18 protein-coding genes and 4 pseudogenes are annotated in these 26,424 nt (G+C 41.6%); 11 read left to right on the forward strand and 11 right to left on the reverse strand.

From position 1 onward, the window contains the following. Positions 1 to 291 precede the first annotated feature (291 nt). The 3 genes and pseudogenes from NSTCB13_RS33615 to era all read right to left on the reverse strand — a co-directional run bounded on the left by NSTCB13_RS33615 (position 292) and on the right by era (position 2,645). Positions 292 to 582 carry a hypothetical protein gene (locus NSTCB13_RS33615; protein WP_448275357.1) on the reverse strand — a complete coding sequence of 97 codons (291 nt, stop codon included), beginning with the start codon at positions 580 to 582 and terminating at the stop codon, positions 292 to 294. 267 nt (positions 583 to 849) lie between these two features. After that, a complete protein-coding gene (locus NSTCB13_RS33620; protein ID WP_445631889.1) occupies positions 850 to 1,527 on the reverse strand; it encodes a response regulator in 678 nt (225 codons plus the stop codon). A 142-nt stretch (positions 1,528 to 1,669) separates the two neighbouring features. Further along, positions 1,670 to 2,645: pseudogene (gene era, locus NSTCB13_RS33625) on the reverse strand (GTPase Era). Positions 2,646 to 3,101: 456 nt separating this feature from the next. On the opposite strand from era, the pseudogene NSTCB13_RS33630 reads away from it, so the two are divergent. Both NSTCB13_RS33630 and NSTCB13_RS33635 read left to right on the forward strand, forming a co-directional pair. Next, a pseudogene (locus tag NSTCB13_RS33630) lies at positions 3,102 to 4,185 on the forward strand (ATP-dependent 6-phosphofructokinase). Positions 4,186 to 4,397: 212 nt separating this feature from the next. Further along, the gene (locus NSTCB13_RS33635) at positions 4,398 to 5,222 is read left to right on the forward strand and encodes an Rpn family recombination-promoting nuclease/putative transposase (protein ID WP_448275359.1); all 825 of its coding nucleotides are present in this window, start codon (positions 4,398 to 4,400) and stop codon (positions 5,220 to 5,222) included. 208 nt (positions 5,223 to 5,430) lie between these two features. On the opposite strand, the gene NSTCB13_RS33640 is transcribed toward NSTCB13_RS33635, so the two are convergent. Then, positions 5,431 to 6,558 carry a succinylglutamate desuccinylase/aspartoacylase family protein gene (locus NSTCB13_RS33640; protein ID WP_448275361.1) on the reverse strand — a complete coding sequence of 376 codons (1,128 nt, stop codon included), beginning with the start codon at positions 6,556 to 6,558 and terminating at the stop codon, positions 5,431 to 5,433. A 137-nt stretch (positions 6,559 to 6,695) separates the two neighbouring features. On the opposite strand from NSTCB13_RS33640, the gene NSTCB13_RS33645 reads away from it, so the two are divergent. From NSTCB13_RS33645 to NSTCB13_RS33655, 3 genes are all read left to right on the forward strand, one after another. Then, a complete protein-coding gene (locus NSTCB13_RS33645; RefSeq protein WP_448275363.1) occupies positions 6,696 to 10,628 on the forward strand; it encodes a tetratricopeptide repeat protein in 3,933 nt (1,310 codons plus the stop codon). A gap of 419 nt (positions 10,629 to 11,047) precedes the next feature. After that, positions 11,048 to 11,500 (forward strand): retroviral-like aspartic protease family protein, encoded by a 453-nt coding sequence (locus NSTCB13_RS33650; RefSeq protein ID WP_448275365.1) that lies wholly within the window; start codon positions 11,048 to 11,050, stop codon positions 11,498 to 11,500. 1 nt (position 11,501) lies between these two features. Continuing rightward, positions 11,502 to 11,930, forward strand: a complete 429-nt coding sequence (locus NSTCB13_RS33655) for a hypothetical protein (RefSeq protein ID WP_448266906.1) — start codon at positions 11,502 to 11,504, stop codon at positions 11,928 to 11,930. 56 nt (positions 11,931 to 11,986) lie between these two features. Here NSTCB13_RS33655 and NSTCB13_RS33660 read toward each other — a convergent pair whose 3' ends face one another. From NSTCB13_RS33660 to NSTCB13_RS33670, 3 genes are all read right to left on the reverse strand, one after another. Beyond that, positions 11,987 to 12,625, reverse strand: a complete 639-nt coding sequence (locus NSTCB13_RS33660; protein ID WP_448266905.1) for a histidine phosphatase family protein — start codon at positions 12,623 to 12,625, stop codon at positions 11,987 to 11,989. Between the two features lie 708 nt (positions 12,626 to 13,333). Then, positions 13,334 to 13,516: a CsbD family protein gene (locus NSTCB13_RS33665; RefSeq protein ID WP_099103871.1), complete on the reverse strand. Its 183-nt coding sequence runs from the start codon at positions 13,514 to 13,516 to the stop codon at positions 13,334 to 13,336. A 344-nt stretch (positions 13,517 to 13,860) separates the two neighbouring features. After that, positions 13,861 to 14,313, reverse strand: a complete 453-nt coding sequence (locus NSTCB13_RS33670; RefSeq protein WP_445631895.1) for a hypothetical protein — start codon at positions 14,311 to 14,313, stop codon at positions 13,861 to 13,863. Between the two features lie 253 nt (positions 14,314 to 14,566). Between NSTCB13_RS33670 and uvrB the strand changes: the two are divergent. Then, a pseudogene (gene uvrB, locus NSTCB13_RS33675) lies at positions 14,567 to 16,565 on the forward strand (excinuclease ABC subunit UvrB). An 84-nt stretch (positions 16,566 to 16,649) separates the two neighbouring features. Here uvrB and NSTCB13_RS33680 read toward each other — a convergent pair. The 4 genes and pseudogenes from NSTCB13_RS33680 to NSTCB13_RS33695 all read right to left on the reverse strand — a co-directional run. Beyond that, positions 16,650 to 17,420 (reverse strand): annotated as a pseudogene (locus NSTCB13_RS33680) (hypothetical protein); the annotation flags it as partial. A 158-nt stretch (positions 17,421 to 17,578) separates the two neighbouring features. Continuing rightward, the gene (locus NSTCB13_RS33685; RefSeq protein WP_448275366.1) at positions 17,579 to 19,435 is read right to left on the reverse strand and encodes a DEAD/DEAH box helicase family protein; all 1,857 of its coding nucleotides are present in this window, start codon (positions 19,433 to 19,435) and stop codon (positions 17,579 to 17,581) included. A gap of 37 nt (positions 19,436 to 19,472) precedes the next feature. Next, complete coding sequence (locus NSTCB13_RS33690; protein ID WP_448275368.1) at positions 19,473 to 19,736, reverse strand: hypothetical protein; 264 nt, start codon at positions 19,734 to 19,736, stop codon at positions 19,473 to 19,475. A gap of 617 nt (positions 19,737 to 20,353) precedes the next feature. Continuing rightward, positions 20,354 to 20,476: a hypothetical protein gene (locus tag NSTCB13_RS33695; protein WP_448275369.1), complete on the reverse strand. Its 123-nt coding sequence runs from the start codon at positions 20,474 to 20,476 to the stop codon at positions 20,354 to 20,356. Between the two features lie 163 nt (positions 20,477 to 20,639). Between NSTCB13_RS33695 and NSTCB13_RS33700 the strand changes: the two genes are divergently transcribed. The 5 genes from NSTCB13_RS33700 to NSTCB13_RS33720 all read left to right on the forward strand — a co-directional run bounded on the left by NSTCB13_RS33700 (position 20,640) and on the right by NSTCB13_RS33720 (position 26,407). Continuing rightward, positions 20,640 to 21,695: an LLM class flavin-dependent oxidoreductase gene (locus NSTCB13_RS33700; RefSeq protein ID WP_448275371.1), complete on the forward strand. Its 1,056-nt coding sequence runs from the start codon at positions 20,640 to 20,642 to the stop codon at positions 21,693 to 21,695. A gap of 480 nt (positions 21,696 to 22,175) precedes the next feature. Next, on the forward strand, positions 22,176 to 23,861 hold the full coding sequence (locus tag NSTCB13_RS33705; protein ID WP_445631901.1) for an FAD-dependent oxidoreductase: 1,686 nt from the start codon (positions 22,176 to 22,178) through the stop codon (positions 23,859 to 23,861). Positions 23,862 to 23,874: 13 nt separating this feature from the next. Next, complete coding sequence (locus NSTCB13_RS33710) at positions 23,875 to 24,216, forward strand: 4Fe-4S binding protein (protein WP_322683781.1); 342 nt, start codon at positions 23,875 to 23,877, stop codon at positions 24,214 to 24,216. Between the two features lie 231 nt (positions 24,217 to 24,447). After that, a complete protein-coding gene (locus NSTCB13_RS33715) occupies positions 24,448 to 25,215 on the forward strand; it encodes an SDR family oxidoreductase (RefSeq protein WP_448275373.1) in 768 nt (255 codons plus the stop codon). Between the two features lie 133 nt (positions 25,216 to 25,348). Next, a complete protein-coding gene (locus tag NSTCB13_RS33720; protein ID WP_448275374.1) occupies positions 25,349 to 26,407 on the forward strand; it encodes a sulfonate ABC transporter substrate-binding protein in 1,059 nt (352 codons plus the stop codon). Positions 26,408 to 26,424 lie beyond the last annotated feature (17 nt).

Consider the following 26,424-nt stretch of genomic DNA (forward strand, 5'->3'; position numbering starts at 1 on the left):
TCACCACAAGGCAAGTTTAGAAGGTAAGGAAATTTTGTTATTTCCTGCTAATGTAGACCCTAATGAATTCTCAAACTCTTTTAACTAAAATGCATTGAGGTAGACTATCTTTCCAACATCTTGGCAACAAATTAATCAACTATAAAGGCGTACATATATATGTACGCCTCTAATTGTAAATTGAGTTAGAAATGCGTGCCAACTTGAAAGCCAAAGGTGTGGCGATCGCCATAAGATACAACTGCATCAGGTGGTCTAAAGGCTGTATTTACATATATCTCGTCAAAGATATTACTGCTTAGTGCTACGATTGCTAAGTCCAAATATATACACAATAAAAGTTGTTTGACCTACTAAGATTCCGAGCGCTGTTCCTCCAAGTGCTACCCTAGCTTGAAAACTTCCAAGCTCATCAAGCTTTTGGGTTTTAATATATACTCTGGATTGCGGATAGAATTGCCATCTTGCTGCTTCTGAGTTGACGAGTAAACTCAGAGGTAGACTGAGAATATAGCCCAGAATCGTAAATCCTAAAGCTGTCGGAATAGTCAGCTTCAAGTTTTGAAATAGTAATGAGCGCATGGAACAAAAAATTAGCTAAATTTAAAAGTTTTACAACTATTTGAATAGTTAGAAATATACCCAAAGGTTGGTATTGAGTATTTTGAAAGTTATACCAATTTGAAAAAAGAATGCGACAAATAGACCATTTGTAGAGACGCGATGAATCGCGTCTTTACCCAAGAATGTGTTGCAATCATTAATTGAATTGGTATTACATACAAAGTAGGAATCGCTATACACACCGATCCAGATATTTAGTAGTAAAGATTTGGATTACTTCTGATATTAAACCAACCCAGAACGCAGTGCCACAACTGCTGCTTGCACGCGATCGTCCACTGATAATTTATTCATAATCCCTCGGACGTGAGTTTTGATGGTATTGGGACTAAGATAAAGTTTTTCGGCAATTTCTGGGTTACTCAACCCGTCTACCATCAGCTTTAACACTTCTAACTCGCGCCCAGATAAGTTGGCGGTGTTGGTGGTGGGTGAAGGCGGTTTGAGATTATCAATGACTCGCCGCGCAATTTGGGGATCGAGATAGGCTGCACCATCAACTGCGGCTGCGATCGCACTTAACAATCTTTCCACACTTGCACCTTTGATACAATATGCATCTGCACCGCTAGATAGTGCCGCAATAATTTCTGTTTCCGTTTGATGAGATGTCAGCATCACTACATGAGTTGCTGGCAGCGCTGCCTTAATTTGCTGTGTCGCGGCAATGCCATCCAATCGCGGCAACCCAATATCCATAACCACCAAATCAGGCTTCAGTTGCAGTGCAGCTTGGACTCCCAAATAACCATCTTCAGCTTGTCCAACAATCTCCAGCTGAGGATGAGCCATTAACGATTGCTCTAATCCCAATTGCATCATCGGATCGTCTTCGACAATTAACACGCGCAATGGCGGAGCATTGACGGGTAAATTTAAGGGATAGCGAGTTTCTAAAGACATTTTGATTAATTAAGAGTCATTTGTCATCTGTCACTTGTCATTTGTCCTTTGTCTTTTGCTTGCCAATGACTAATACTTCTCTACGAGAGGCTGCGCCAACGGCTTCGCTCAGTACAAGTGACTAATGACAATTGACCAATTATTATTCTTCTACGCGATAGCCTAATTCTGCTAAACTAATCCGCGACTGTCGCCATTTTGGCTGGACTTTCACAAATAATTCTAAGTAAACTTTGCCAGCGATTAATTTTTGGATTTGTTCGCGGGCTTCACTACCAATTGCTTTGAGCATCGCTCCACCTTTGCCGATGAGTATGCCTTTTTGGGAATCACGCTCGACGTTGATAGTAGCAAGTACGCGGGTAATGCTGGGAGTTTCTTCTACTAGGGTCAATGGCGATCGCTACTGAATGGGGTACTTCTTCACGAGTCAATAATAAAATTTGTTCTCGGATCAATTCACCCATAATAAAGCGTTCTGGCTGGTCAGTTACCAAGTCTGGAGGATAATATAATGGCCCAATTTCTAAATGTTTAATTAATAATTCTTGAAGTTGCGGTAATCCGGTACTAGTCTTGGCAGAAAATTTCACGATTTCCCATTGATGGGATTGGGCCATCTGAGCGTAGCTATCATCTAGAAACTGCGAATCAGCCGATTGTTGGTCGGTTTTGTTCATACCCAGAATTACTGGTGTTTTGCTGCGACTAAGCAAATCGGCAATGTAGCGATCGCCCGATCCACAAGCCACAGATCCATCTACCACAAATAACACTACATCTACCGATTCAATAGCAATTTTGGCATTTTGCACCAATACTTCACCCAATTGATGATGGGGCTTATGAATTCCTGGCGTATCTACAAATATTAACTGCGCTTCTGGTGTAGTTAATACACCGCGCAAACGGTTACGTGTAGTTTGTGCTACTGGTGATGTAATGGCAATTTTTTGTCCTACTAACTGATTCATCAAAGTAGATTTACCGACATTTGGACGACCAACAATGCCGATAAAACCTGATTTAAAATCAGGAGGAGCCTGGGGAATTGTTACTTCTCCTGGAAAAGAGAAGTTGTAATTTTCAATACTAGTCACCTTTGGCTCCACCCTCATATTTGATAGCTGGGATAACTTGGTTCTTTCTTAGACACAAAATAGGCATAAAATTACCCTGGCATTTTTAGGGATTGCTTTTGCCGAGGTTTAATCTACTACTGGCTCTACACTTATATTTTACAGCTGAGATCGCCTTAGTTGTAGTATTCAAGAGCAAAGCCACATACTCCGAAAGCTTCGGTCAGAATTTAGTAGTCAGAATATTAAAAAAATTAAACTCCAAGTTTACCTCATTTCATCGGCAATCATACCAAACCCACATAAATTATGACTTCTGGTTCAAGAGTTGCGGAATTTTTAGACTTTGTTTTGTTTTTAGATCCAAAAGAAACATAAAATTACTTTGGCATTAACAGGGAGGACTTTTGCTTAAGTTTAATCTGCTGCTAACTTTGGCTTAATTTTCATCGACTGCTGAACATATACATTTGGATCAAAATGTCAACAAAAAATGTGGGAAAACCCAAATGCATCGGAATTTTGACGAGTGGAGGTGATTGTTCTGGTTTAAATGCTGTGATTAGGGCTGTAGTAAATTGTGCTGTCAATACTTACGGCTGGGAGGTTTTGGGAATTCGTCAAGCGACTCTAGGATTAATGGCGCGTCCGCCACAATTCACCAAGTTGGAAGTTGACCAAGTTGACTCGTTGTTAACTGCGGGTGGCACAATGTTGGGGACAACCAATAAAGGCGACCCTTTTGCTTTTCCAATGGCGGATGGAAGTTTATGCGATCGCTCCGAAGAAATTATTGCAGGTTATCATCAACTAGGTTTAGACGCTTTGATTGGTATCGGCGGTGATGGTAGCTTGGCAATTTTGCGTCGCCTCGCTCAACAAGGTGGTATTAATTTAGTAGGTATTCCCAAAACCATTGATAACGATATTGGCGTTACCGAACACGCTATCGGTTTTGATACAGCAGTAAATATTGCCACAGAAGCACTAGATCGGTTACATTTTACCGCTGCAAGTCATAGCCGAGTCATGATTTTGGAAGTAATGGGTCGTGATGCTGGACACATAGCCATAGCTGCGGGAATTGCGGGGGGAGCAAATGTAATTTTAATTCCCGAAATACCTTATACAGTTGAACACATTTGCCACAAAATCAAAGAACGCCAAGAAAAAGGCAAAAACTATTGTTTGATTATTGTTTCTGAAGCAGTTCGTACCCAAGACGGCGAAAATGTGACAATTACCAATCGCTTAGGGTCAATCTCGATACGGGGGAATTGGTGAATATTTAGCCGATGAAATTATTCAGCACATTGGTGTAGAAACGCGAGTCACAGTTTTAGGACACATTCAACGAGGTGGAACTGCTTCACCACTGGATAGATTAGTTGCAACAGCCTTTGGCGTAGCAGCAGTTAATCTAATAGCCGAAGAGCGATACGATCGCATGGTGACATGGCAAAATCGCCAAGTATTAACTGTACCAATTACAGAAGCGATCGCTCAATATAGCGCTGTCGATCCCAATGGTACTTTAGTTAAAACCGCTCGTGGTATGAGTATTTATTTGGGAGATTAAACATATATGGTAGAGGCGCAGCTATACTGTGCCTATCAAAGTACAAAGTTTAGTAGAGTTTGATATTGTACAGGTGTTGGAAATTAAAAATGCTATTTCATGTATTTGAACCACCCCTGTCGTAGGGGCACAAAGCCTTGCGTCCCTTGACGTGTGGTCTATTTACCTGAAAATAGCTGTAATATAATCATAATATTAGGTCTGTTAATATTGTGAGTTTTGATAATGTTTGTAAGCTGCTGGCAGAAAAATATCCAGCAGATTTTGTTCGGTGGTTAATTGCTGAGGAATCGGCAAATATAAAGGTGCTAAAAACTGAATTAAGCTTGGAACCAATTCGTGCAGATTCTGTGACTTTTATTCAAACTAAAAACAGGATTCTGCATATTGAGTTTCAGACTTTAACACAGTCTAGCCCTGCAATTACCTTCCGAATGCTAGATTACTCTGTGAGATTAAAGCGTCAGTATAAATGTCCAGTTGTGCAGGTAGTCATATTTTTGCAAGAAACAAATGATAAAATTGCTTTTACCCAAGAATATGTGGATGATACGACAGTACACCGCTATCAAGTCATACAGATGTGGGAGCAAGATTCGAGTGTATTCTTAAATAATGCAAATTTATTACCTCTGGCTATTCTGAGTCGTACTGATTCCCCACAAAGTTTATTGTCCCAGGTTGCGGAAAAAGTGGCTACAATTTCAGATAGAGAGACAAAACAAAATATTGCCGGGTATACAGAAATTTTAGCTGGTTTGCGATTCGACAAAACTTTGATTCGTCAATTGTTAAGTGAGGATATTATGCAAGAATCAGTGATTTATCAAGATATTTTGCAAAAAGGAAAACAACAAGAAGCTTTTTCTTTATGTATGTCTCTGCTAGAAGAACGTTTTGGTGAGATTGATGAATCAATTTATCAAAAAGTTCAAAGTTTGAGAATTGAACAATTAGAGGCTTTATGTCGAGCGCTCTTAAGAATGTCTGAGATGGATGATTTAGTAACTTGGTTGGAACAGCAACATAGTAGTTGAAGTTAAATTGATTTTCTTTAAGAAAGCATCGCACCTCTCTACAACCCTAAACGAAGTGAAACTGTCACACTCATCGATATCCCACCCAGAAGTGAAGTTCAGGGCTTCAGCTATGAGACTCGGAGTTCATTCTGAGACGGAATAGAAACGCAGTGCGAGATCATTAATAAAGATATTGTTTAAAATCACTTGATATATTTGTTACCCTCTAACTAACAATTCCCAATACAAACTCGCCTTCATTCACAGCCTGATTAGTTGCCACATCATAAACCAATCCATCTTGTTGAGCGCAGACATCTATTACACTCGGTAACTTACCTTCTTTATTAAAACTCAGAATTTGATAGAGTTTGTCTCCAGCTTTTACTGAAGTGCCTAATTCTATTCTGGATTGAATCATACCACCTGCGATCGCATAATATTTTTTTCGGTTGCTGCTAGATGCAAAAGTCATTTCATGGGTTTTTGTGTCACCTGATAAATCAGACATTTGCAGGACACCTTTTTGTGCTAAATAATTTTTTACACCCCGTACACCTTTAGCGACTGAATCAGGATTCATTTGCATTCCTGAGCCTAATTCTAGTGTCCAAGCTTCCACATCAAACTTAATTTCTCTACCCAACTCTTGAAAACAAGCTTCCAGCGCTAACCAAGGTTTGATAAAAGCTTCATCAAAAGCATCACCATCGTATTTATTAAGCAAGATTCCAAAATCGAGTAGGAAGTATTTTGCACTGTCTTCTCGATTTCGGAAGTAATAAATGTAGTCTAAAGCTTGATTTGTAGAACTATGTAAATCAATTAAGTAGTCTGCATCTAAACTCAGATTTTGTAGCTTGTAGCCAAAAAGCTCAGTGTATGGCACTGCACTAGGAGAATTAATTTTTTCTAAAATTTTCATGAATTGTTGCTTAATTATAGTTAGATAATTTTGTCGAATGACCTTTAGATCGAGATGAAGTTGAGATTTAGTAAAAGCTACTAAATCATCAGCTTCTTTTTCGTAGTCCCAAAATATGCGATTCCAGTCTTTGGCTTCGTAAATGCAGTAACGTCCAGGGGAAAAATGATGAGCGCGTTCATTCGTCCCCATTGGATTACAAACGGGAACTAGCCAAATTTCTCCAGTTAAATCTGTATGATTTATTGTTAATAAAAACTCAATTAGCTGGTGAATAACGGCATTACCAGCAATTTCTGCACCGTGCAGATTAGATTGAATGTAAACCTTTTTACCGGGTTGAGCGCCGATGAATTTGTATAGTTGTAAGGATAGGCGATCGCCCGAAGCCATTTGACGTAATACAATAGTCTCAATATCTGGCTGCATAAAATAATTCGCTGATAATTTGAGTACATTATCGCTGTATCTGTACTGAATTAAAACTCAATCTTCCTCTCTGTGCTTCTGCGTGAATTACTCAAATTAAGCTAGCATCAATTTACCCAGTAACCAGCACAGCAGCAATGGCAATAAATTGGTTGCGGATTACGCATCAAGGCGAAACAATCCAACTTTCTTGGCAACGCGGATATGAAAGTCCTCGCCTTGCGCCAGAAGTAGCCTTTCAGCAACCATTCGATGAAGAAAACGCGGCTGAATTGCGCTGGTATTTAGAAGATTATTTACAGTTTCCTTACGGTATTTTTCCAGATAACGCCGCAAAAATCGAACAAAAGTTACAGCAGTGGGGACAAGAATTATTTGAACTAGTATTTCGCAGCACAGAGAAAGGAAGAGAGTTTTTTCAAGAAGCCACACGAGATGGACTTGATAAATGCGAACTGGGCATCATTTCTGATAACGCCAAGGTGCTGAATTTACCTTGGGAATTGCTGTATTCCCCCGACTATCAATTTCTTGCACCTTCACTGGCGGGAATGTATCGCAGTCTCAGCAGTCAGGGCGTAAAAGCACCATTGCCACCAATGCCCGATGACCAACTGAATATTTTATTAGTTATTGCTCGTCCTGACGATGAGCAAGACGTAAATTTTAAAACTATTGCCCGTCCCTTGCTGGCGGCGTTGCAACCGATACGTCAGCGAGTCAATCTCAAGGTATTGCGTCCCCCTAGCTTGAAAGAGTTTGAAGCAGAATTGCAAGCTCATAAAGGTTTTTATCATATCGTCCATTTTGATGGACATGGGAATTTTGACAACCAGACACAGGGCGTTTTAGTCTTTGAGGATGAGCAGGGAAACGAGCAAGCTGTCAGCGCAAGGGAAATTGCCCAATATTTAACAGATTGCCGCGTACCGATTTTTGTGCTGAATGCTTGTAAGTCTGGACAAGTCGGGGAAGAAGCCTTTTCTTCTGTAGCGGGACAGTTGGTGAAACTGGGGGCAAAGGGTGTGGTAGCAATGGCGTATTCAGTTTACGCCAAAGGTGCTGAACATTTTATTGGGCGGTTGTATGGGGAATTAGTCAGGGGAGAGTGTATCGCCAAAGCAGTTGCAGCTGGGCGCAAGTCCATGTCTATTGACAAAATGCGCCCCAGTCCTAAAGGAAATTTACCTTTACAAGATTGGCTTGTACCAGTGCTGTATCAGCAGGAACCCTATACGCCTTTTGTTCCTCAAAAGACAGCACCGAGTTTTGCCGATTTGATGGCGCAAGCGGACAACATTTCAGAAAGCAGCAAAGCTGTAGGTTTACCTGATGAAAGCGCTTATGGTTTTATTGGGCGAGATTATGAGATTTTGCGTTTAGAGAGAGCATTTCGGCAAAATCATGTGGTTTTGGTGCAGGGAATGGGCGGTGTCGGTAAAACTGAGTTAGTCGCAGGTTTCGCCCGGTGGTTGGATGATACTCAAGGACGGACTGGGGGTATTTTCTTTACCTCCTTTGAACAGGGTGCGGGGTTGAGTCAGGTAATTAACCAAATTGGTAGGGCGTTGGGCGGTGAGAGATTTTCCCAAATGATGCCAGAACAACAAGAGGCTGTGGTGCGGCAATATCTGCAAACTCATCCTTGCTTGTTGATTTGGGATAACTTTGAACCTGTCAACGGTTTTCCTACGGGGAATGAACCATTATTGAGTGGGGAAGAAAGAAATAAGCTGAAGCGGTTTCTGAAGGAATTGCGGGGTGGTAAATCTTGGGTATTAATAACCAGTCGCCGCGAAGAAGCTTGGTTGGATTGTGGGTATAGTTTAATCAATTTGCGGGGGTTATCTCAAGCGGATGCCCAAGAGTTAGCCGCAAAGATTTTGCAAACGGTGGGTGTGGAGAGAAAGAACCTGCCAGCAGAGTATTTGGAATTGCTGAAATTGTTGGGGGGACATCCCTTGTCTTTGCGGGTGGTGTTAGCGCATTTAAAGACACAGACACCCGTGCAGTTAATTGAGGCGTTGCGGCGGGGGTTGGATACTTTTAGGGGACAAGAGGAAGAAGGGAGAGAAAAATCTCTTACTGTGTCGTTGGATTATTCCTTTGCGAAGTTGTCGGAACGAACACGACGACATTTACCATTTTTGGCGCTGTTTTCGGAACGGGTGGATACTGAGTTGTTACATCGTTTTTCAGTAAGTCCAGATAATAGCTATGGACAAGCTTATCGGGCGGTGTTTAGCGAGAACTTGCAAAAAACTGATTGGTTGCAGCTGCTTAATGAAGCCACCGCCGCAGGTATTATGGAATATCTGGGTTATGAGACTATTTATAAAATTCACCCTGCATTACCTTGGTATTTGCGCCAACAGTTAAACACAATAGCTTCTCAGGAGGTGATTAATAGACTCGAAAAAAAGCTGGTGATTTTCTACACTTATTTGGCTGCTCACTATGACAAGCAACTCATTAGTAAAGCTGAAATAGCAACTTTTGTGCTGCAAGTCGAAGAACCAAATCTGTTACAAAATTTGCGTCTAGCCGAGCAGCAAGAAGAATGGCTCGAAGCACAAACAATTTTGCAAACATTGGGAGAAGTTTATCAGCGCATTGGGCGCAAACCCGAATTTAAGTCACTGCGACAACGGGCGCTGAAGCAAATCGGTATACACTTGGCAGATGCAAAAGCAAAGGGTAAAGCTGCTGTTAATTTCTGGATTTATTTGCGGGGTAATGAAGCTAATGAGGCAGCGCAAAGTGCTAATTTGGCAGGTGCAAGGAAAATTTATCAAAAAATACTCGATGAACTTATAGCTTTCAATGATTGCTCAGTGAATGACAAAATTGCTCTTGCTTATCATAATCTAGGCTATGTTGCCCAAAGGCAAAGACAGTTTGATGAGGCTGTTGATTACTACCACAAAGCACTAAAGATTTGTGAAGATGTCGGTGATTTTCACTCCGCTGCTAGTAACTATCACCAAATAGGCATAGTAGCCTATGCTCAACGACGGTTTGATGTGGCTGTTGATTACTACCACAAGGCGCTGAAGATATATAAAGATGCTAGAGATTTTTACAATGCTGCTTATGTTTATGTCCAACTGGGTAGCGCATCTCAAGCGCAACAGCGGTTTGATGAGGCTGTTGATTACTACCATAAGGCGCTGAAGATATTTGAATATGTTGGAGATTTGTACGCTATTGCTAAAGTGTATTACCAACTGGGCAATGTTGCTTATAAACAACAGCAGTTTGATGTGGCTGTTGATTATTACTACAAGTCGCTGAAGATTCATGAAGATACCGGGGATTTGTACAATGCTGCTAGCAACTATCACCAATTGGGCAATGTTGCCTCTAAACAACAGCAGTTTGATGTGGCTGTTAATTACTACCACAAGTCCCTGAAGATTCATGAAGAGGTTGGAGATTTGGAGTTTGCTGCTAGTAACTATCAGCAACTGGGCATGGTAGCCGAAGAGCAAGGGCAGTTTGATGTGGCTGTTAATTACTACCACAAGTCCCTGAAGATTCATGAAGAGGTTGGAGATTTGGAGTCTGCTGCTAGTAACTATCAGCAACTGGGCATGGTAGCCGAAGAGCAAGGGCAGTTTGATGTGGCTGTTAATTACTACCACAAGTCGCTGAAGATTCATGAAGAAGCTGGAGATTTGGACTCTGCTGCTAATGATTATTTCCTACTGGGCATGGTAGCCCAAGAGCAAAGGCAGTTTGATGTAGCAATTAACTATTATCAAAAAGCTTTGGAAGTTCACCAGCAATCCCACGATTGGCATAAAGCTTCATTAGCATTGGGTACATGGGCAACGGTTTTAGAAGCTCAAGAAAATTATGCTAAGGCTTTGCCAATTTACATTTATGCTTTAGATATTGACCTAGAGCATAATCAAGATTGGATTGGTTATCGTATCAGTAATTTAGCCCGTATGCTCAAGCAGTTAGGTGAAAGCCAGTTTCAAAGCATTTGGCGCGAGGCGACGGGTGAAGAGTGCGCTGGAGAGCTACGCGAGGCAATTTGGACAGCACGAGATGAGCTAGGTTGATTCAGATCCCCGACTTCTTGAAGAAGTCGGGGATCTCGCAACTTCTCAAATAAGTTTTGTTTAAGCATTGCTTGCGATGTCTACGACGGGCTACGCCTACGCACAAATCACACGACCCCTAAAGAGCGATCGCATAAGCTTTTGTCAAAATGTTGTAACTGTAAGGCTTAATGTTGTAACTGTAAGGCTTAATGTTGTAACTGTAAGGCTTAATGTTGTAACTGTAAGGCTTAATGTTGTAACTTTAAGCCTTAATGTTGTAACTGTAAGGCTTAATGTCGTAACCTTAAGCCTTAATGTCGTAACCTTAAGCCTTAATATTGTAATGTTGGTGACGACAAGACATTCACTTATAACTGCGATCGGTGATTCAACAATTAATAAATTCTCTCTAGGTAATTTTCTAGGAGATGTCTATTATGGTAAATCTTAATACTTCCAATAATGCCAGCAATGATTCTATGGGTGCAGTTTGCATCAAAGTTAAACTAACAAATGCCATAGACGAAGCTCTTGTGAGTCGAGGAATGCTTAATCCCAATATGTTACAGGTATATGAAACCGAAGCACTGGTGGATACTGGGGCTGTGCGTACAGTACTACCAATGTCGATTGTACAGCAGTTAGGTTTGAGAATTCGGGGTCAGCAGATTGCCCAATACGCTAACCGCATGGAAGAATCTATTGGTGTGACGGAACCTGTAATTATAGAATTAGAAGGGCGAGAAACGACGGAAGCGACATTAGTTACAGGCAATACTGTGCTGATTGGGCAAACAGTACTGGAAACGCTAGATTTATTAGTAGATTGTAAAAATCAGCGACTTATACCAAATCCTGAGCATCCCAATTATCCCGTATTAAGGATATAGCATGAATCTCCAATTAACCCCTGGCGAAATCCAAGAATTTCAGCAACTTCTGCCAAACGACACTCCAGCGCAACAAGCTCTTACTACCCTGCAACAACACAACGGTAATCTAGAAGCGAGTTTTGATACACTCTGGCAAGAGAAAGTCGGCAAAACAGATTATAGTAGGGGCAAAAAATCTCTGTTGCAGCTGACTCTCGACGAAATCCGCGCAGAAATCTGTGGTGATGATGGTTTACGGGGCAAAATCAAAGAATACACTAATAACCCCGGTAGTAGTTCTTTGCTCAATAGTATCATTGGCTCACTGGTTGCCGTTGCAGCAGTACATGGCATCCCGATTGATGGTGCGATCGCCACAATTGTCGTGTTATATATTATCAAAATTGGAATCAACGTTCTCTGCAAATACACTGAGCCAGATAGCTAGGGAGAGCAAGGCAAAAATAATAACTCCTAACTCCTAACTCCTAACTTTTAACTCCCTCACGTTCCTGGTAAATTTCGTAACCGTTCATCCAAATGACTATGGTCTGCCAAAACTTTTAATAACGGCCCATGTGAGGTAAATTCTACAATACTGACCGAAGCCACAGGGCATCCCAAACGAAAACGGAAGCGTCCGACATCAACCCCTAGTAAACTACACAGAAGAATTCTAATGGTTGCCTTGTGTGAAACGACTAAAACCTTTCCACTAGTGTAATTTTGTTTAATTTCTTCAATTACCTGCAAGGCGCGAGAAGCAATTGTGACAGCCATTTCTCCGCCAGTTGGAGCATTCCAAGCCGGATCTGCTGACCAGCGAATATAATCATCGTGATATTCACGGCTAATTACTTCTGGGGTTTTTCCTTCCCACAAGCCATAATTGATTTCCTTCAAACCATCTCTAAGTTGTGGTTCTATCCCTATTGCTTCATACAAAGGTTTTGCTGTCTCCACAGTTCGCTGCATTGGACTACAAAATATTGCTGTCCAATCCATAGAACTATATGTATCTGCAAAAGCTTTTGCCATCTCCAAGCCTTCTGGAGTAAGTTTTGAATTTATAGAACCGCAAAAGGAATTATTGCGGCTGCATTCTGTCTGTCCGTGACGGAGAAAATAAAGAGTTAGGTTCACGGTATATTCTCATCGATTGTGAATTTAAGAGCGCTAACAATCAGATGTAGCTGAAGATAGTTAATGCCTGTGGTATATTACTACAATTTTTGATATTTTAAATGATTTTCATATTGAGCAAAGTTGTCTAGCTACGATCGTCGTAGACAGATTTGCAACGGAAAATTACTTTAAAGGAGGTTGAGGTATCTGAGTGTGTAAGTTCTAACTTGAGAATATGATACGGTTTAATTAAAGATGATTGGTATTTCAATAAGCAATAAATCGCTTCTCTACATCAGGTTTTTGTTGCTCATTGTGAACTGTATTGCTTTATAGTTTTAATAATTATAAAAAATAAATTACAGCATTTTGCATCTAAATGAAATACATTCTTACCCCCCCTTAATCCCCCCTTATAAAGGGGAAACTTTAAATCTTGCTCCCTCCCCAACCCATACGGGGAGGGGTGATTCAAGGATTTTTGCAAGAGGTCTATTAACTTGCAATCTGCTGTAAAAAGAAATTAAGCATAAATATAGAGACGTAATTAATTACGTCTCTATAAAATTTCTGTCAATCAAGCTAGTCCTTTATCTTTCAACGCTTGCTAAGAATAGAATAAAGGCGCATAGCATTGAATATTTAGCATTTCGTAATTTTTTCTTGCAAAAATGGAATCCACCCCATTTATATCCCTAGAGTTTCTGCAAAAAAAATCATGAATTACTAGTCAATGTTTTTCTTGACATTATCTTTCACGTCTTCAATACCATGACGTACTTCGCTTTCGGCTTGCTTTGCTTTACCTTTAGCTTTATCTTCTGGATCTCCAGTAACGTTTCCTAATGCTTCTTGGGCTTTACCTTCAACATTTTTAGCAGCAGCCTTTGCGCGATCTTCTATGCTCATTTTGATACTCCTGATTCAATTAAAAATTCATTTCAAAGCTATCAACTGACTTTGAAACTCTTTGTTATTACCTTTACACATTAACTTAAAGTTTTTGCTAAAGCCTTCTACCACAAGGAAGATTCAATAATTCGGAATTCGTAATTGGTAATTCATAATTAAGAAAGTTAGTTTTAATAAGCGTTCTGGCTGTTAATTGAATATAAAATAAAGTGAGAATAGTTTAGTTACCTATGCTAAAAGACATAGAATAAATGTTACAAATGGTAATTTTTACTTTTTAAATAAAAAAACCCAGTTTCCTATAGAAAATGGGTTAATAAAGTTATGGGGATGTTTGTTGTTTAATCTAGAAAACCCATCAGGTTTTCAGGATTGTCAATCTGATTTGATGCTATCGGACGATTACCGAATGTCGAATAGCTTTCATCAATTACTAATGAACTTGAGGCAATTGGACGAATCCCAGAGAGATTCATACTTTCAACAATTTGGAATCTATTAGCACCAATTGGTCGAATACCCATTGCATTATAGGTTTCAACTACTTCCAAATTACTAGTGCTAACAGGACGCACCCCAGAAATTGAAAGGTGTTCAGCAACTTCTATGTCGCTAGCGCCTATAGGGCGAATTCCAGAAATGGCGAGTGTTCCAGAAGCTCCTACTGGCAGTTCATTAACTTCCTCGGCTTTATCTGCATTCAAGCTCTGGTCTTGTTGATTTTCAACTTCCTGTGTAGACTTGGCATACTTCTGCCGAGAACTGGTTGCTTTGCCAGTGTTGCTATTAGTCATAAACGAACACCTCTAGTTTGTTAACTGAATTTTACAATAATTAAGGAAAGATGAAATTTTTTCCCATATACCTTAGAGTTTAACCTTAAAAAACCTCATATAGATATAAGAATCTTTAAAACTAATACATAAGTAAATTTAAAGCAATAACTTTTATAAATAATTATTACTATTTATTTGCTCTAATCAGCCAGCTACAATAGATACAGAGCGGAATTGTCACCATGAGATAGGGTATTTACAGCAAAACTGTATGACAGAATTTTGTCTTCAAGCTCCCTTTAGTCCCACAGGCGATCAACCACAAGCGATCGCTAAACTTTCTGCTAGTATCCAATCAGGCAATCGTTACCAAACTTTACTAGGAGCCACTGGAACTGGCAAAACATTTTCGGTAGCAGCAGTTATTGAGAAAATTGGCAAGCCGACTTTAGTACTGGCGCATAACAAAACCCTGGCTGCACAGCTTTGTAACGAGTTGCGGGATTTCTTCCCCAATAACGCAGTCGAGTATTTTGTCAGCTACTACGATTATTATCAGCCAGAAGCGTATATTCCCGTCACCGATACTTATATTGAAAAAACGGCGGCGATTAATGATGAAATAGATATGTTGCGGCATTCAGCAACGCGATCGCTTTTTGAACGTCGTGATGTCATTGTCGTTGCTTCCATCAGTTGCATCTACGGTTTAGGAATGCCAGCAGAATATCTGAAAGCTGCCATCCCCCTTCAGATAGGTATGGAAGTAAATCAGCGTCAAATTTTACGAGATTTGGCAAATGTTCAATACAGCCGTAACGACATCGAAATGGGGTCGGGGAAAATTTCGCGTCCGGGGTGATGTTTTAGAAATTGGCCCAGCTTATGAAGACCGAATTATTCGCGTCGAATTCTTTGGTGATGAAATTGACGCAATTCGCTATATCGATCCGGTAACAGGTGAAATTCTCAAAAGTTTGGAAGCGGTGAATGTTTACCCAGCGCGTCACTTTGTCACCCCAGAAGAACGGTTAGAAGTAGCTTGTAATGACATTGCAGCAGAGTTAAAACAGCAAAAACTAGACTTAGAACAAGCTGGCAAATTATTAGAAGCGCAACGCATAGATCAACGTACACGCTATGATTTGGAAATGCTGCGCGAAGTAGGTTACTGTAACGGCGTTGAGAACTATTCCCGTCATTTAGCAGGAAGACAAGCTGGAGAACCACCAGAATGTTTAATTGATTATTTTCCCAAAGATTGGCTATTAGTTATTGATGAATCTCACGTTACCGTGCCCCAAATTCGCGGTATGTATAATGGCGACCAAGCGAGAAAAAAAGTTTTAATTGAACATGGATTTCGGCTTCCTAGTGCTGCTGATAACCGTCCTTTAAAAGCCGAAGAATTTTGGGAAAAGGTAAATCAGTGTATTTTTGTTTCAGCAACTCCCGGAAATTGGGAATTAGAAGTTTCTGAAGACCATGTAGTTGAACAAGTAATTCGACCAACTGGCGTGATCGATCCAGAAATATCTGTGCGTCCCACAGAAGGACAAATTGATGATTTGTTAGGCGAAATTAAAGATAGAGCCGACCGCCATGAACGAGTCTTGATTACTACATTAACTAAGCGAATGGCGGAAGATTTAACCGAATATTTGCAAGACCACGGTATCAGGGTACGATATTTACATTCCGAAATTACTTCTATTGAGCGCATCGAGATTTTGCAGAATTTGCGCGAGGGAAATTTTGATGTATTAGTTGGTGTGAATTTGCTGCGGGAAGGTTTGGATTTACCGGAAGTTTCATTAGTAGCAATTATGGATGCAGATAAAGAAGGTTTCTTGCGAACCGAGCGTTCCTTAATTCAAACTATTGGTAGAGCCGCGCGTCACATTCAGGGACAAGCGATTTTATATGCCGATAATCTCACAGGTAGCATGATTAAAGCTATTGATGAAACAGACAGGCGGCGCGGGATTCAAACAGCACATAATCGACTGCATGGGATTACACCACAACCGATTGTGAAAAAATCAAGTAATGCGATTTTGGCTTTTTTAGATGTATCTCGGCGGTTAAATGCAACTGATTTAAAAGTAGTAGATGAACATCTAGATGAACTGCCATTAGAACAGATTCCCCAATTGATTACTCTGTTAGAAACGCAAATGAAAGAAGCAGCAAAGAAACTAGAATTTGAAGAAGCGGCAAAATTGCGCGATCGCATTAAGCATCTGCGGGATAAAATGCTAGGACGTTAAGTGAATCTTCTGCTGACCAATATTCGCCTAATAAACAGTGATGACAAAAGAGGGTTAAGGACTTCTACAAGCAATACATAAGTACTAAACTTTAGCGTTCGCCTCTGTCAGTTTGTCATCTAGCAACCGATTTATTTCTGCTGTCTTGTCAAGAGGTACGAGATAAAGACCACAAATTTTGCTTACCCGATCTACGGAAATATTCTCAAAATCACACCAAGCACGGGCAGCTTGGTTAGCTATCTTCTCAATCTCAGCAGCTTGAATTGCGGCACAAGGTTCTGATTCTATACAAGCAATTAAGTCAAGAATAGCAAGTTCATCTTGCTTTTCAAGCTTTTTGCTTGACAAGTTGAAAAGTATGGGACAATACTTGCTTTCATACTTAAGCAGTACAAAGATACGGGGTTGAGGCTTGGAATAGCTCCTTGCACTCAGTAAATATTCTGGCAGTTCTTCTGCACGACTCCGGTATTGTTCAAGCACTGCTACATGAGTCAGCATGGATTCAGCACCAAGTCCACCAATATCTTTTAAAAATTGACTATCTCGTGTAAGTTGCTCCACATCTAAATCTCTATCAAGCGTTATTTCAGAGTGCTCTTCTTTTGATATGACATCAGATCCCAAAATGCGTTTCGATTTGTTGTGGCGATGAGCAATGCGAGTAAATCTCTTACAGATATCGTTTTGTACGCGGGAAAGGCTGTCTGTTTGATCTATGATTAACGGTACAAGTGTATAGAACTGAACCACTCGTTCAGAATTTGCGGTCATCCTCAACACTCTACCTGCCCTTTGAAATAGCTCATCCGCTCCTTCAGGTGGATCGTAATTCACAACAGTATCGGCATCTTGTAAATTAACGTGAGTTCGACGGCTCTAAAAACCCCACTTCCATTCCTCTCCCCCACTCTTCGAGAGGCTTTGAAACCCTAATTTTTTCGTTGTCAACTAAGAATATTTCTGCCCCTCTCCGCCTCGGAGAGGGGTTGGGGAGAGGTTCATCGAACTCACGTTAAATTAACACCTACACCATCTGCATCAGTACAAATTAGTACGTCATACTCTCGGCTGGCATTGTAATTATGAGAACGTGGCGAAAATTGTTTTAGTACTTCAAAACGCTGTAATCCAGCTTTTAATCGCAGATTACCTTCATCCGTTTCAACTGTACAACCAATCCTAAGTGCTTCACTAAATGTTCTCTCCAACATACTTAGTAAATACTGGGCAGTAAGATATCTCTTGACAAATATGATGACTTTACCCCTTGTATCTAGGCAATGCTCCTCAATAATGTTCTGCAATTTCAGAAACTTGTCATCTGTGTAGTTACTCTGCCTAAGCCGTGCCAATAGTGGTATAAGAGTATTCCTACGCTCTTCCAAACTTATATACATCGGTGTTTTATGAGACCGATTTTGTGTATCAAGCACGTTAAAAGAACGATGTTCTTGATTATGAATATTAGTAGCAGACTGTTCCCATAGGTTTAGAGTGAGTTGAGAGGAGTCTTCTGTTTGTTCACAAAAGCTTAATGTCGCAAGGTTTTGTTCAATACTGTATGCCATTGCTACAGGTGAACTAAGCCAGTTTGTAAGTGAAGCATTATACACTGTATCGATCGCACTCTCGCATAAAGCCATTTTGTCATCATCAAACCATTTATGTGGAGACTTAAAAGCTTGATCAAAACAATGGCGATCAAAAGCAGCTTGTAGTTCAGGCTGCAAGAACAACTGGTAGCGTAATGAATATAGCTTAAGGCTTTTCGGTAGATAACGTCGTTCATCACCAAACTGAATAAAAGTTCGTCCGTTTGTATCAATATCACCTCTGTTTCGAGCCATTTGTAAGACATGAGGTAACCCCAAAATGGTCACAATTGGTAAGCGGGAAAATTCTTCGGCATCAATAATTTCCCAAGGAATTTGCTCTTCCAATAGATTAGGTTTGTAAAACCGATGAGGTAGAAGATATAGCAAACTATTAAGATTTAAGTAATCTGTGCCGTATGCTGTAGCCGTGAGAAGAAAGATTTTTGCACCTGCTTTGACTGCTGGTACTATACGTTCATAAACCAAACTCTTACCACGCTTGGACTTCTCCCGTAGAAGTTCATTTCGATAGAAGTGAGCCTCATCAATAATAATGACAGTATTATCATTAGCTCGTTGAAGCAGCTTCTCTAACTGAGTTGTTAGATGGCGAGATTCCTCAGAAGCTTTGCGAAACAGCAGATCAATGTTAAAAAACTTAAAGTAAACATTGCGGTTTTCAAGCTGCTGTTCCCAATTTTCGCGTACTCCACTAGGAGCAATTAAAATAACTAGACTGGTTCTGCCTATTGGTTGCAAACGTAAAGCAATTTCAGCACCTATAACAGTCTTACCCAGACCAGTCGCAGCTATGATAAGTGCGCCACCATACTCATTAGCTTGACGAAGAGCGCGTGCAATTACACCCTTCTGATAATACACAGGAGAATACGCACCTAAACACAAAGGATATTCAGCTAAGTTATTGAGCAGAAAAAGTGTTTTGAGATATACCTCGAATGGGGTGGCGAGATTAAGCCAATCCTCTAATTTTTTGATCAGTTCAGCCAGTAAATCTTGGGCATTTTGAGCAACATCATCATACCAATTTGTAAACAAACAGATCCGCTCAGAATCGTGGCTAACGCTCACTTGCTCTGCTGATTGGCAAAGTCCCCTACGACTGTAGTTTGATGAACCATGCCATATTAGCTTTGAATCACAGATGTAAAATTTACAGTGAAAAGGCACTTGCATTTCACGGGCATCTCGAATAATGAAGCGTCCGGATTTCATGCGTTCAACTAATTCAAAAACTGTTCTCCACAAATCTGTATCACACTGCCCCAAATCTGCCGTAATCTCATCAATGACAGTGGCTCGGACATGCTTTCCTTCCTCCCGACCCCACTAGGATTTGAAATTGTACCTCCGATGCCACATACTTACGACCCAACTTGTATCCAACCAGGCTAAAGTAAGCACTAGCAATACGAATTGTATTTTCAGCTTCTGGAAAATAGGTTTTAATAAACTCTAATCCTACACCAGAGCCGACACCTGCAATAGGTTGACCATCAGGATTAGACTGTAAAACCAAAGCTAACTTTGACTTTGACTTGCGAGGCATGAGGGAGTGTTATTAATTTCAGCAATACCTTTCTATTATCTGTCTTATTGATACTTATGTACTATGATTTAGCGATTGCGCTGTACCAATTGCGTAAGTCCTGTACTATATAAATCAATACAGTTCAGATCAGCCTGTTTTTTCTTCCTTCTGTTCCCTGTTAAGAGTTTCCTGTTCCCTTGCCTCCACAGACAAGCTTTCTTAACTGAACCGTATTGCTATATAAATGCGATCGCCCTGTGCCAGTTCCGTGTGGCGTCAGTCATACAATACATATGTACTCAAATTTAGCGGTCGCCTGTGCCAGTTGCGTAAGTCCAGTTCTAAATCAGTAGTCCAAGCTGGACGAGTAAGTATTGCTGTCATAAAGTTTCCTTTGGATAGTGGAGAACAATTTAATCCAAAATCTAAAATCGTTCAACTGAGCAACTTGTGCCGAGCAAAGCTGAGGTAAGCCGAAATCCAAAATCTAAAATTCTTAGCCTCTAGCCCCTATTTTCAAATTAGCGTAGGCGCAGCCCTTCGGCTGCGCTCAGGAACCACCCGTCGCAGACAAGTTCTTGGTTCCTGGGATTGATGATATGTTGCGCTATTAAAGTTGTGGTAAATCCGCACTTTTAGGCCAATTGGATTAAATTCTTGGCTCGTAAGTAACTAGCATCACGAGGTTCAAGAGGATGGTTCATCACGCCGCAGTTGCCGTAAACGGGAATCCAAATCCCATAGTGTGGTTCAGACATAGCTTTCTAGAACCTTTGTAGTCGGCACTAAAACTTTATTTTTGCACCTTAAAAACCATACTGTAAATCGGTAGATTTGTAGTAGTATACTATGAGATTTGCATAGGTGAGGATAAAAAACTAAAGTATATTTCCCCAGTCCCCATTTAATTTGGAGGCAAGAATGTCACAACCACGCTACGGTATTTGGGCCCCTGTTGGGGGTAACTTTGGCCCTCTCAATACGCCAGATGAACCGATTGATGCTAGTTATGAACGCACGCGATCGCTAGTATTAGAAGCAGAACGTTTAGGATATGTGACAACCTTAGTCGCACAGCACCTTGCTAATCCCCGTAGTCTAGATTTAGAACAGTTGGAAACTTGGACAACTTGTGCCGCATTAGCTGAAGCTACGGAAAGCATAGAAATTATCGCCGCGATTAAACCTTTATTATTTCATCCAGCCGTTCTAGCAAAGATGGCTTTGGGTATTGATGCAATCAGTCGCGGACGTTTTGCCATCAACCTAATTAGTGCTTGGTTTCGCCCAGAAATGGAGCGTACTAATATCCCCTTCCCTCCCCATGATGAACGTTATCGCTATTCTGGTGAATGGTTGCAGGTTGTTAGAGCTTTATGGAGTGGTGAGAGGGTGAACTTCAAGGGTGAATATTTCAAAATCCAAGATTTGAGTTTTCGACCTTTTTCTGTTGCTCAACCCTATCCTCGTATCTACCTGGGAGGAGCATCAGACCCAGCACAAATTTTAGCAGCCCAACAAGCTGATGTTTATTTCATCAACGGTCAGCCGATTGAAGATGTCCGCAAAGTAATTAAACAAGTTTTAGACCGACCACGTTTCCTAGCCCAACCAGTCCGTTTTGGTTTGTCAGCCTTTGTGATTGCCCGAACTACAGACGAAGAAGCACAAGCAGAACTAGAACGACTCATGGCACTGCAAAAGTTGGAAGAACAATATAAGTTAAGTGTTGCTAAAGGAATTGACCCAGAAGCCGCCATGTTCAAACTCTTCGCTAAAAATCCGGCTGTTGGCGGCAATGGTGGCACAGCCGCAGGATTGGTTGGCAGCTATGATACAGTGGCAACTCGCGTTGCAGCTTTCGTTGATGCAGGTATCGACACTTTCATGCTGCAATTTAATCCCTTTGTGCAGGAGATGACACGTTTTGCCCAAGAAGTTATGCCTCGCGTGCAGCACTTGCAAAAAGTTGCTTAGTTGTTGACTCAAAGGAGGCAGGGGGCAGCCCTTCGACTTCGCTCAGGGCAGGGGCAGGAGGAAAGAATTTATTTTCACTCTGTCATTCGGTTTCAAGTACACCAGTTCTAATCGGATCGGAAATTAACTTGTAATACTGAAATGTTTGATAAGCTAATAATTAGGGTATCATGCTAAATATAATTTGCCGTACACACTCTTTGTATATATTGTGCAAACTCTATCTACTGCATAATTTAGTCAGACAAATCAGCGATACCTCCGGTATAGCGATCGCTAACGCAAGTTTATAGACAAAAAAGCCGATGAGCAAAACACGCCAGTATAGAAGCTCATTGGCGAAGACTGCACCGATGACAAATTACTAGCAAAAAGTGGTGCTTAGAGGTTGTGGAAAATGCAGGTGGGTGGATTTTTGCTTGTAGAAGCCGCTCACAGTGGCAAAGAAATATGTTGACTGCTAAATAAGGAGGAAAGGAATTGCTAACAGAAAATGAACTACACCTATCTGCCGATGTGCTGGTAATTGGTGGTGGCCCTGCCGCAGCATGGGCAGCATGGGCAGCCGCATCCCAAGGAGTCAAAGTCATCATTGTTGATAAAGGTTTTCTGGGTACGAGCGGTGCAGCTGCTGCTAGTGGTAACGGCATTATGGCTCCTTCTCCAGAGAATTGGAACAAAGTTTTATCGGAGCGTTATCGCATAGGAAAAAACCTCGCTAACTCACGTTGGATCGAGCGTGTGATCGAAAAAACTTGGCTGAGTTTGCCCCTAGTGGAAAGTTGGGGCTATCGTTTCCCCAAAGAAAATGGGGAATCTGTGCGCCAGAGTTATTATGGGCCTGAATATATGCGGGTACTTCGCAAAAACCTTTTGCGTGTTGGTGTACAAATTTTCGACCAAAGTCCGGCTCTAGAACTTTTATTGGCTGACGATGGCTCAGTCGCTGGAGCAAGAGGTGTGCAGAGGCAACATCATCGTAGCTATACCGTTCGTGCTGGTGCAGTAGTCTTAGCAAACGGCGGTTGTGCATTCTTGAGTAAAGCATTAGGGTGCAATACTAATACCGGTGATGGGCTGCTGATGGCAGTAGAAGCTGGTGGCGAACTCTCTAGTATGGAAGCTTCCAATCACTATGCAATTTCGACCGCTTTTAATGCCACAGTGACGCGGGGTGTTCCCTTTGGCTGGGCTAGTTACACTGATGAAGCAGGTAACGATCTTGGTGGCTATATTGATGGTCGTCGCGATCCATCGTTCCTTCCCAATGCCCTCTTGAAAGGCTCCGTTTATGCTCGTTTGGATAAAGCCACACCTGAAGTCAAAGCAGTAATTGAAAAGTCTCATTTCATCGCTTTTCTACCGTATAAAAAAGCTGACATTGACCCCTATACAGAACGAGTGCCTGTAACCCTAATTTTAGAAGGTACAGTCCGTGGTACAGGTGGAATCCGTTTGACCGATGATAGTTGCGGTACAAAGGTTCCTGGTCTCTACGCCGCCGGTGATGCTGCATCGCGGGAGTTTTTAGCTGGGTTAGCTTCTGGAGGCGGTGGCCCTAATGCTGCCTGGGCAATCTCTACAGGGCAATGGGCTGGAGTTGGGGCAGCTACCTTTGCCAAAAGTTTGGGCGATCGAGCAAATGAACGGGTTGCACGTCCTGCTGGTCAAGTGGGATTGCGATCAGCTACGCTGGGCGGAACGCCATCGCCGATGGCGGGGCGTAGCCCATCGCCTTCACCATCTTCGGAAACATTCGATAGTGAGGCGATCGTGCGTGGCGTACAAGACCAGATGTTCCCGTTGGAGAAGAACTACTTGCGTTCTGAGCAGGGACTTCTAGATTCCCTCGCCAAATTAGAAACCCTGTGGCAGCAAGTACAAGGGAACCCGAAACAAGATACAGTGCGCGATGTGGAATTTTCTCGTCGAGCAGCTGCTCTGACGGCTGTAGCGCGATGGGCGTATTTTAGTGCTTTACATCGCACGGAAACACGCAGCGAACATATTCGTGTGGACTATCCCGAAACCGATCCAAATCAGCGTTATTACCAAGCAACTGGCGGTTTAGATAAACTTTGGGTGAGGCGCGATTGGATTAAGGATGCCATCGCTACACCACCAGTACAAACCTCTCAAACCACACCCTCTGTATCAAAGTTGTAATAGGAGCAGGATCGTGATCGAGCTTGTCAGCCATAAACTCTGTATCAATTGCAATCTGTGCGTCCAGGTATGTCCTACTAATGTTTTTGACTCCGTACCGAACCAACCACCTGCGATCGCTAGGCAGGAAGACTGTCAAACTTGTTTCATGTGTGAAGCATATTGTCCTGCGGATGCACTCTATGTTGCGCCCCAATCTCACACCAATGTTGCAGTCAATGAGGATGATTTAATTGAAAGTGGCATCATGGGTGAATATCGTCGCATCTTGGGTTGGGGATATGGTAGAAAAAACAATAGTGAATTAGATACTGCTCATAAACTACGCCAACTACCGCGCCCCTATCAAAGTTAATTTCAGTAGGCTTGATTTTTAGGAGAGGGATACAACTAAGAATCAAGCCTTTGCAGCAAGTTTTTGGTCAGATATTAGACCTCTTGCAAAAGTAACTTTTGCAAGAGGCGGGAAAAGGGGAAAGGTCAAAGGGGAAAGGTTTTTTTATTCCTTTTCCCTTTCCCCCAAACCCAATTCCCTACAAATGCCAAGAAGTCTATTGGCTCAATAGCACCCTGAAAAGTAATTTTTGTGACGTTATCAGAGTTCTCATTAGCTGGAAAAGTTGCCTTAGTAACTGGAGCGGGACAAGGTTTGGGACTAGAAATTGCCAAATCACTTGCCAAAGCTGGTGCGCGTGTCATCGTCAATGGGCGAAATTTGGAACGCCTTAATCAAGCAGTTGTAGTTATTGAATCAATTGGCGGATTAGGTTTTACGTTACCGTTTGATGTGACAGACGAAGTTGCGGTTCAAAGTGCATTTATTGAGATCCGAGAAAAGCACGGCTGTTTAGATATTCTGGTTAATAATGTGGGAATGCGCGATCGCCGTGGACTGTTCGAGTTTGAAATGGATGCAGTACGTCGGTTAATCAATGCTGATTTGATTGCACCATTCAATTTGTCACGAGAAGCGGCAAAACTGATGATGCACAGGGGTGAAGGTCGAATCATTAATATTACGTCAATTGCAGGACAACTTGCAGGTGCAGATGACGCAGTTTATACGACAGCAAAAGGAGGACTCGAAGCCCTAACCCGTACACTTGCGGCAGAACTTGGGGCTTTTGAAATTACAGTCAATGCAGTCGCTCCAGGCTTTTTTGCCACAGAGAGTAATGCTGATGTAGTTGCCGATCCAGCAGTCACAGAATGGTTGAAACATCGAACTTCTCTCGCGCGTTGGGGATCTCCACAAGAAATTACAGGCGCTGTTGTGTTTTTCGCTTCTCCAGCCGCATCTTACATCACCGGACAGGTTTTAGCTGTTGATGGTGGCTACCTTTCCCATTTCTGATTAATTGTTTTACCCGTAGACATACTTTTTCGGATCTTGCATTTGCAGCTTATATATGTGAATATTCCATCATAAAATACGGTAAATTGCCTGATTTATCGTAGTATGATATTGCTTATAGTTTAATGTACGTATGTTCAGTAAGTATTTACCACACCGACTGATGAAGATTGTCAGCAGCCTTCTTCAAAATTATGAAATATCCAGAATTGGCATATTTGCTTTATTCTTTACCTGTGGGTTAACTTTGACTCTTGTGATATCTGCGTGTTCTGCCACCAATACAGGTAACTCTGTAGCAACACAAACAGCAAATCAAGGTGTGGTAGTTCGTATCGGCTATCAAAAAGCGGCGACTATCCTCAGTGTTCTCAAAAACCGAGGCAATTTAGCGCAAACTTTCAAGACTGCTGGTGCTTCGGTGACATGGGCAGAATTTCCTGCCGGTCCACCCATGCTAGAAGCAATGAACGCAGGTAGTATTGACTTTGGCTATACAGGTGAATCACCACCAATATTTGCCCAAGCCGGAGGTACTCCTTTGCTTTATGTTGCTTACGATCCTTGGAGTCCCAAAGCCGAAGCAATTATTGTACCGAAAGATTCACCAATTAAAACGGTTGCTGACCTGAAAGGGAAAAAAGTAGCCTTTGCTAAAGGCTCGAACAGTAACTATCTTGTTGTCAAAGCTGTAGAAGCTGCCGGATTAAAGTATAGCGACATTCAACCAGCACATCTAACACCAGCAGATGCCCGTGCAGCATTTACTGGTGGTAACGTTGATGCTTGGGCAATTTGGGACCCTTACCTAGCAGCAGTTGAACACGACACAAAGGTTAGGACATTAACAGATGCGACAAATTTAGCACCGAATCGGGGTTACTATCTTGCGCGTCAAGAGTTTGTTAAATCTCACCCAGATTTGTTGAAAACCCTGTTAGATGAAGTAAGCATTGTAAATAAATGGGCAACAAATAATCCAGAAGAAGTTGCCAAGTTTTTAGAACCAGAGTTAGGTATTCCCGCAGTAGCATTAGAAATTGCCGAAAAACGACGAAAATATGGCGTTTTACCGCTAACAGATGAAGTAATCACTCAGCAACAAAACATTGCTGATACTTTTCACAAAATCAAGCTAGTTCCCAAGCAAATCCAAGTCAAAGATATCGTTTGGAACGGTAATAAATCTTAGAAGTTCCTCCCTACTCC

The organism is Nostoc sp. DSM 114160 (genome assembly GCF_053470305.1).

What these genes read in the sequence shown, in the direction of transcription:
- NSTCB13_RS33615 (WP_448275357.1), bottom strand. Translation starts at nt 582, where the DNA reads ATGCGCTCATTACTATTTCAAAACTTGAAGCTGACTATTCCGACAGCT.
- NSTCB13_RS33620 (WP_445631889.1), bottom strand. Translation starts at nt 1,527, where the DNA reads ATGTCTTTAGAAACTCGCTATCCCTTAAATTTACCCGTCAATGCTCCG.
- NSTCB13_RS33640 (WP_448275361.1), bottom strand. Translation starts at nt 6,558, where the DNA reads ATGCAGCCAGATATTGAGACTATTGTATTACGTCAAATGGCTTCGGGC.
- NSTCB13_RS33645 (WP_448275363.1), top strand. Translation starts at nt 6,696, where the DNA reads ATGGCAATAAATTGGTTGCGGATTACGCATCAAGGCGAAACAATCCAA.
- NSTCB13_RS33650 (WP_448275365.1), top strand. Translation starts at nt 11,048, where the DNA reads ATGGTAAATCTTAATACTTCCAATAATGCCAGCAATGATTCTATGGGT.
- NSTCB13_RS33655 (WP_448266906.1), top strand. Translation starts at nt 11,502, where the DNA reads ATGAATCTCCAATTAACCCCTGGCGAAATCCAAGAATTTCAGCAACTT.
- NSTCB13_RS33665 (WP_099103871.1), bottom strand. Translation starts at nt 13,516, where the DNA reads ATGAGCATAGAAGATCGCGCAAAGGCTGCTGCTAAAAATGTTGAAGGT.
- NSTCB13_RS33670 (WP_445631895.1), bottom strand. Translation starts at nt 14,313, where the DNA reads ATGACTAATAGCAACACTGGCAAAGCAACCAGTTCTCGGCAGAAGTAT.
- NSTCB13_RS33690 (WP_448275368.1), bottom strand. Translation starts at nt 19,736, where the DNA reads ATGCCTCGCAAGTCAAAGTCAAAGTTAGCTTTGGTTTTACAGTCTAAT.
- NSTCB13_RS33695 (WP_448275369.1), bottom strand. Translation starts at nt 20,476, where the DNA reads ATGTCTGAACCACACTATGGGATTTGGATTCCCGTTTACGGCAACTGC.
- NSTCB13_RS33700 (WP_448275371.1), top strand. Translation starts at nt 20,640, where the DNA reads ATGTCACAACCACGCTACGGTATTTGGGCCCCTGTTGGGGGTAACTTT.
- NSTCB13_RS33720 (WP_448275374.1), top strand. Translation starts at nt 25,349, where the DNA reads ATGTTCAGTAAGTATTTACCACACCGACTGATGAAGATTGTCAGCAGC.